2 tRNA genes and 3 rRNA genes are annotated in these 5,377 nt (G+C 56.0%); all 5 read left to right on the top strand.

Going from position 1 to position 5,377, the window contains the following annotated elements:
• Positions 1-124: 124 nt before the first annotated feature.
• The 5 genes from CY652_RS23555 to rrf all read left to right on the top strand — a co-directional run bounded on the left by CY652_RS23555 (position 125) and on the right by rrf (position 5,372).
• A 16S ribosomal RNA gene (locus CY652_RS23555) occupies positions 125-1,655 on the top strand.
• 70 nt (positions 1,656-1,725) lie between these two features.
• Positions 1,726-1,802 (top strand) — tRNA-Ile (locus tag CY652_RS23550).
• A gap of 42 nt (positions 1,803-1,844) precedes the next feature.
• Positions 1,845-1,920: transfer RNA gene (locus CY652_RS23545), tRNA-Ala, on the top strand.
• A 322-nt stretch (positions 1,921-2,242) separates the two neighbouring features.
• Positions 2,243-5,125: ribosomal RNA gene (locus CY652_RS23540) — 23S ribosomal RNA — on the top strand.
• Between the two features lie 134 nt (positions 5,126-5,259).
• Positions 5,260-5,372, top strand: a 5S ribosomal RNA gene (rrf, locus tag CY652_RS23535).
• The 16S, 23S and 5S rRNA genes sit together here with 2 tRNA genes alongside, the layout of an rRNA operon.
• Positions 5,373-5,377: the final 5 nt, after the last annotated feature.

Genomic DNA, 5,377 nt, shown 5'->3' with positions numbered 1-5,377 from the left:
TGATGAGTCCCGGTGAGCGCAGCAGCATCAAGTCTCACACGGTAAGGATGGGTTATGAGCAATCATGACCTGTCAACCGATGAGTGAGCGACCCATCCGAGAGGATGGAACAAGTAACAGGTTTGAACTGAAGAGTTTGATCCTGGCTCAGATTGAACGCTGGCGGCATGCCTTACACATGCAAGTCGAACGGCAGCACGGGGGCAACCCTGGTGGCGAGTGGCGAACGGGTGAGTAATACATCGGAACGTGTCCCGTAGTGGGGGATAGCCCGGCGAAAGCCGGATTAATACCGCATACGATCTGTGGATGAAAGCGGGGGACCTTCGGGCCTCGCGCTATGGGGGCGGCCGATGGCAGATTAGGTAGTTGGTGGGGTAAAGGCCTACCAAGCCGACGATCTGTAGCTGGTCTGAGAGGACGACCAGCCACACTGGGACTGAGACACGGCCCAGACTCCTACGGGAGGCAGCAGTGGGGAATTTTGGACAATGGGGGCAACCCTGATCCAGCAATGCCGCGTGTGTGAAGAAGGCCTTCGGGTTGTAAAGCACTTTTGTCCGGGAAGAAAACCTCCGCCCTAATACGGAGGGGGGCTGACGGTACCGGAAGAATAAGCACCGGCTAACTACGTGCCAGCAGCCGCGGTAATACGTAGGGTGCGAGCGTTAATCGGAATTACTGGGCGTAAAGCGTGCGCAGGCGGTGCTGTAAGACCGATGTGAAATCCCCGGGCTTAACCTGGGAACTGCATTGGTGACTGCAGCGCTGGAGTATGGCAGAGGGGGGTGGAATTCCACGTGTAGCAGTGAAATGCGTAGAGATGTGGAGGAACACCGATGGCGAAGGCAGCCCCCTGGGCCAATACTGACGCTCATGCACGAAAGCGTGGGGAGCAAACAGGATTAGATACCCTGGTAGTCCACGCCCTAAACGATGTCAACTGGTTGTCGGGCCTTCACTGGCTTGGTAACGTAGCTAACGCGTGAAGTTGACCGCCTGGGGAGTACGGTCGCAAGATTAAAACTCAAAGGAATTGACGGGGACCCGCACAAGCGGTGGATGATGTGGATTAATTCGATGCAACGCGAAAAACCTTACCTACCCTTGACATGTACGGAAGCCCGATGAGAGTTGGGTGTGCCCGAAAGGGAGCCGTAACACAGGTGCTGCATGGCTGTCGTCAGCTCGTGTCGTGAGATGTTGGGTTAAGTCCCGCAACGAGCGCAACCCTTGTCCCCAGTTGCTACGCAAGAGCACTCCGGGGAGACTGCCGGTGACAAACCGGAGGAAGGTGGGGATGACGTCAAGTCCTCATGGCCCTTATGGGTAGGGCTTCACACGTCATACAATGGTCGGAACAGAGGGTTGCGAAGCCGCGAGGCGGAGCCAATCCCGGAAAACCGATCGTAGTCCGGATCGCAGTCTGCAACTCGACTGCGTGAAGCTGGAATCGCTAGTAATCGCGGATCAGCATGCCGCGGTGAATACGTTCCCGGGTCTTGTACACACCGCCCGTCACACCATGGGAGTGGGTTTTGCCAGAAGTGGCCAGTCTAACCGCAAGGAGGACGGTCACCACGGCAGGATTCATGACTGGGGTGAAGTCGTAACAAGGTAGCCGTATCGGAAGGTGCGGCTGGATCACCTCCTTTCAAGAGAACGCGCAGGACCTGCGCGCATCGTGGTGCCCACGCTTATCGGCTGTATGAATGACAGGCTCAGGGGTCTGTAGCTCAGTTGGTTAGAGCACCGTCTTGATAAGGCGGGGGTCGCTGGTTCGAATCCAGCCAGACCCACCAGTCCCTGTGAGAGCCGGGCAGTGCCTGCGGAGTTGGAAAGATGGGGGCATAGCTCAGCTGGGAGAGCACCTGCTTTGCAAGCAGGGGGTCGTCGGTTCGATCCCGTCTGCCTCCACCAATCCCCATTGCACAGTGCCTGCGACAGGCGGGGTCTGTGCATTGGCGATTGGCCAGTCGGACGATATGAAGATATCGGCTGTCGTTCTTTAACAATCAGGAAGAAGTAGTAAAGAGATCCACCGGAAGCGCCAGTGAGATGGGCGCGGGAAGGTGGATCAGGGTTGTGATTGTATCGAAAGTATCTCAGGGCCATCGGAAGATGGCAGTGGAATATGGCACAACGCTGAAACTCAGCCTGTAACGGGCGCACCCCCTTCGGGGGTCGGGCCCACTGTCAGCGCTTCAGCGCTTACAGTGGGCGCGAGACACACCCGTTATAGGGTCAAGCGAACAAGTGCATGTGGTGGATGCCTTGGCGATCACAGGCGATGAAGGACGCGGTAGCCTGCGAAAAGCTGCGGGGAGCTGGCAAACGAGCCTTGATCCGCAGATGTCCGAATGGGGAAACCCGGCCCGCATGGGTCATCCATGGCTGAATACATAGGCCATGCGAAGCGAACGCGGCGAACTGAAACATCTAAGTAGCCGCAGGAAAAGAAATCAACCGAGATTCCCAGAGTAGTGGCGAGCGAAATGGGAAGAGCCTGTACTCTTTATCTGTCGTGTTAGGCAAATGCTCTGGAAAGTGCAGCCATAGCGGGTGATAGCCCCGTAGCCGAAAACATGGTGGAAGAACTGGGTGTACGAAAAGTAGGGCGGGACACGTGAAATCCTGTCTGAAGATGGGGGGACCATCCTCCAAGGCTAAATACTCGTGATCGACCGATAGTGAACCAGTACCGTGAGGGAAAGGCGAAAAGAACCCCGGGAGGGGAGTGAAACAGATCCTGAAACCGCATGCATACAAACAGTCGGAGCCCTGAAAGGGGTGACGGCGTACCTTTTGTATAATGGGTCAGCGACTTACATTCAGTGGCGAGCTTAACCGTATAGGGCAGGCGTAGCGAAAGCGAGTCCGAACAGGGCGTCCAGTCGCTGGGTGTAGACCCGAAACCAGGTGATCTATCCATGGCCAGGCTGAAGGCACGGTAACACGTGCTGGAGGGCCGAACCCACTGACGTTGAAAAGTCAGGGGATGAGCTGTGGATAGGGGTGAAAGGCTAAACAAACCTGGAAATAGCTGGTTCTCTCCGAAAACTATTTAGGTAGTGCCTCGTGTATCACCTTCGGGGGTAGAGCACTGTCATGGTTGAAGGGTCCATTGCGGATTACTTCGCCATAGCAAACTCCGAATACCGAAGAGTGCAATCACGGGAGACAGACATCGGGTGCTAACGTCCGGTGTCAAGAGGGAAACAACCCAGACCGCCAGCTAAGGTCCCCAAGATTGGCTAAGTGGGAAACGAAGTGGGAAGGCAAAAACAGTCAGGAGGTTGGCTTAGAAGCAGCCACCCTTTAAAGAAAGCGTAATAGCTCACTGATCGAGTCGTCCTGCGCGGAAGATGTAACGGGGCTCAAGCCAGTCACCGAAGCTGCGGATGCACAGCAATGTGCATGGTAGGAGAGCGTTCCGTAAGCCTGCGAAGGTGCACCGGAAGGTGTGCTGGAGGTATCGGAAGTGCGAATGCTGACATGAGTAGCGATAAAGGGGGTGAAAGGCCCCCTCGCCGTAAGCCCAAGGTTTCCTGCGCAACGTTCATCGGCGCAGGGTGAGTCGGCCCCTAAGGCGAGGCAGAAATGCGTAGCTGATGGGAAGCGGGTCAAGATTCCCGCACCATTGTTGAATGCGATGGGGGGACGGATCGCGGAAGGTTGTCCGGGTGTTGGACGTCCCGGTCGCTGCACTGGAGAAGGTAGCCTGGCAAATCCGGCTACGGAATTCAAGGGTGTGGCGCGAGCGGCTTTAAGCTGCGAAGCAATCGGAAGGGGTTCCAGGAAAAGCCTCTAAGCTTCAGTTCAACAATGACCGTACCGCAAACCGACACAGGTGGGCGAGATGAGTATTCCAAGGCGCTTGAGAGAACTCGGGAGAAGGAACTCGGCAAACTGGTACCGTAACTTCGGGATAAGGTACGCCCTTGTAATTTGACCGGCCTGCGCCGGAAGGATGAAGGGGTTGCAATAAACTGGTGGCTGCGACTGTTTAATAAAAACACAGCACTCTGCAAACACGAAAGTGGACGTATAGGGTGTGACGCCTGCCCGGTGCCGGAAGATTAAATGATGGGGTGCAAGCTCCTGATTGAAGTCCCGGTAAACGGCGGCCGTAACTATAACGGTCCTAAGGTAGCGAAATTCCTTGTCGGGTAAGTTCCGACCTGCACGAATGGCGTAACGATGGCCACACTGTCTCCTCCCGGGACTCAGCGAAGTTGAAGTGTTTGTGATGATGCAATCTCCCCGCGGCTAGACGGAAAGACCCCATGAACCTTTACTGCAGCTTTGCATTGGACTTTGAACCGGTCTGTGTAGGATAGGTGGGAGGCTGTGAAGCGGGAACGCCAGTTCTCGTGGAGCCATCCTTGAAATACCACCCTGATCTGTTTGAGGTTCTAACCCTGGTCCGTGAATCCGGATCGGGGACAGTGCATGGCAGGCAGTTTGACTGGGGCGGTCTCCTCCCAAAGGGTAACGGAGGAGTACGAAGGTACGCTAGGTACGGTCGGAAATCGTGCTGATAGTGCAATGGCATAAGCGTGCTTGACTGCGAGACCGACAAGTCGAGCAGGTGCGAAAGCAGGTCATAGTGATCCGGTGGTTCTGTATGGAAGGGCCATCGCTCAACGGATAAAAGGTACTCTGGGGATAACAGGCTGATACCGCCCAAGAGTTCATATCGACGGCGGTGTTTGGCACCTCGATGTCGGCTCATCTCATCCTGGGGCTGTAGCCGGTCCCAAGGGTATGGCTGTTCGCCATTTAAAGAGGTACGTGAGCTGGGTTTAAAACGTCGTGAGACAGTTTGGTCCCTATCTGCCGTGGGCGCTGGAAGTTTGAGGGGGCCTGCTCCTAGTACGAGAGGACCGGAGTGGACGAACCTCTGGTGTACCGGTTGTGACGCCAGTCGCATCGCCGGGTAGCTATGTTCGGAAGAGATAACCGCTGAAAGCATCTAAGCGGGAAACTCGCCTCAAGATGAGACTTCCCCGGGGCTTCGAGCCCCTTGAAGGGTCGTTCAAGACCAGGACGTTGATAGGTCAGGTGTGCACGGACAGTAATGTCCTCAGCTAACTGATACTAATTGCCCGTAAGGCTTGATCCTATAACCGGTGTGTTTTACCACCGCTGGAGATCTCGCGTTGTGCCTGAAACAACGCAACCCTCTTACTGCTTCTTCCCGATTGGCTGTGGCGCACCCCGGGCTCACCCCCTCCTGCGACGCAGCAACCCGTCATGCCTGATGACCATAGCGAGTCGGCCCCACCCCTTCCCATCCCGAACAGGACCGTGAAACGACTCCACGCCGATGATAGTGCGGATCCCCGTGTGAAAGTAGGTAATCGTCAGGCTCCCC

It is taken from the genome of Burkholderia sp. WAC0059, from assembly GCF_002870125.1.
Lineage (GTDB): Bacteria > Pseudomonadota > Gammaproteobacteria > Burkholderiales > Burkholderiaceae > Paraburkholderia.
Note: the sequence above shows the minus strand (reverse complement) of the source record. Positions and strands in the feature narration are given on the sequence as shown.